1 protein-coding gene and 1 pseudogene are annotated in these 1985 nt (G+C 61.8%); both read right to left on the bottom strand.

Features of this window, described 5'->3' with window-relative positions; genetic code table 11:
• Window positions 1-481 precede the first annotated feature (481 nt).
• On the bottom strand, window positions 482-1699 hold the full coding sequence (locus WBB85_RS01275; protein WP_432636814.1) for an MFS transporter: 1218 nt from the start codon (window positions 1697-1699) through the stop codon (window positions 482-484).
• 53 nt (window positions 1700-1752) lie between these two features.
• Window positions 1753-1985, bottom strand: a pseudogene (locus WBB85_RS01270) (cobyrinate a,c-diamide synthase); the annotation flags it as partial.

Here is a 1985-nt window from a genome sequence, read left to right as displayed (position 1 = left end):
GCGGTGCCAGCTGTGGCGCGGCCCGCAACTCGTGCCGCGTGGCTCGCCGATACGGTTCTGACGAAAGCCGAGCGCGACCCGGAAGCCGTCATCGCGGGTGGATTGGAGCCATCGGAATTCTCGCGGCGAAGCGGCCTGCTGTGGCGCGGACTTTTGCGGCAGGCCTGATCAAATCAGTAAAGACGGATCTGACCCGGCGCTGTGAATTTGGTCGGCGTGCCGGACCCGACAGCCGTCATCAGGCCGGTCGCGATGAATAAGATGAGCAGTGTTGCAGTCGAAAAGCGCATGGTGCCCCCATTTCTCCTAGTGAGGACGATTATGGGGCAGTGCGGCCTGTGGCGCAAAGAATGGGGCAAAAATGTGTCGTGATTGCGGTTATTTGCAGGCAATGACCATGGACGCTCCGAATTGTTGAAGGGCAGGGAACGAATCACTGTCCGCAACCAATTGATCGGTTTGACTTTTTAGGGCGCGCTGTTCAGGCGTCGGACGGGCGCAGGGCGAGCCAGATCAACGCGCCACCGGCCAGAACGAGGAACGGCACCATCGCCATGTTGACGGCTGTCCAGCCCTCGATTGCCGTGCCGCCCGAGCAATTCATCAAGCCACCGGACGCCAGTGAAGCGATCGTCACGCAACCGAAGACGATCATGTCGTTCATGCCCTGCACGCGGCCGCGTTCTTCGGGGTGGTGAGCGCCGGCGAGCATCGTCGTGGCGCCGATGAAACCGAAGTTCCAGCCGATACCGAGCAGGACGAGGGCAACGAAGAAATTCTCCAGCTCAACTCCCGCCAAGCCCACGACGCCTGCCGCCGCAAGGATCATGAGGCCGGCGGCCACGATCTTTTCGACGCCGAAGCGGTTGATCAGATGGCCGGTAAAGAACGAGGGGGCGAACATGGCGAGGACATGGGCCGTGACGATGTCGGCGGCATTCGCCTTGTCGAATCCGCAACCGACGACCGCCAGCGGTGTCGAGGTCATGACGAGGTTCATCAGTGCATAGGAGACCATCGCGCAGATGATCGCCACGGCGATGCGCGGCGTGCGCAGCAGTTCCATCCGGCTGCGTGCCTTCGGGCTGTCCGGTCGCGGCGGGGCCGGTTTGGGGATGTCGAGGAACAGGAACAGGAACGAGCCGATGACGTTGATCGCGATGACCGTCAGGTAGGTGCCAAGAAAGGTCACCACCATTGCATCGGCGGTCAGTTTCACCAACTGCGGGCCGATGACCGCCGAAATGAGACCGCCCGCCATGACGTATGAGATTGCCTTGGGCCGGAATTCATCGGAGGCCGTATCGGTCGCGGCGAAGCGGTAGAAGCCTTGGGCGGACATGTAGATGCCGGTGAAAAGCGAGCCAAGCAGGAACATTGGAAAGCTGCTGGTCAGAAGGCCGTAAGCGCCGATGGCGGCCCCGATGCTGCCGCCCGCCGTTCCCAGGAAAAATCCCGCCTTTCGGCCGTATTTCTGCATCAGCGCCGAAACCGGTGTCGCCGACAGCATCGAACCGAGAACGATCAGCGAGATGGGCAGGGTGGCGAAGCAGGGGTTCGAGGCCAAGGACTGTCCGGCAAGTCCGCCGATCGTGAAGATCATCGGCATCTGCGCGCCCAGAAACGCCTGCGCCATCACCAAAATGAGCACATTCCGGCGCGCGTGGCCTTCAGATGTGGGGACGACGGCTTCGGTCATATTCGGATGCGTATATGTTACTTCAGACGAAGGAAAGCCCGAAGCCGCGGACTTCAGGCGCTGGCGATGACATGCGCAAAAGAGCCGCAGACCCGGCCTGAACGAAGCCCCATCGGGGGCAGGGTCTTGCCCTCGGCGTCAGTGGCTTCAAAGAGGGGGGGGCCGTCCGCCTTCAACGTGGTGGCGTAGTGAAATTCGTGGCCCCTGTAGACCCCCTGGAATGGGCCGGCATCGGCGCTGAGGCTGCGATAGCCAAGATGCATCTTTCGCTTGGCGAAACTGGTCT

It is taken from the genome of Albidovulum sp. (assembly GCF_049646345.1).
In the GTDB taxonomy this organism is placed as follows: domain Bacteria; phylum Pseudomonadota; class Alphaproteobacteria; order Rhodobacterales; family Rhodobacteraceae; genus Albidovulum.
The sequence above is the reverse complement of the archived record's forward strand: the minus strand, read 5'-3'. Positions and strand labels throughout refer to the sequence as shown.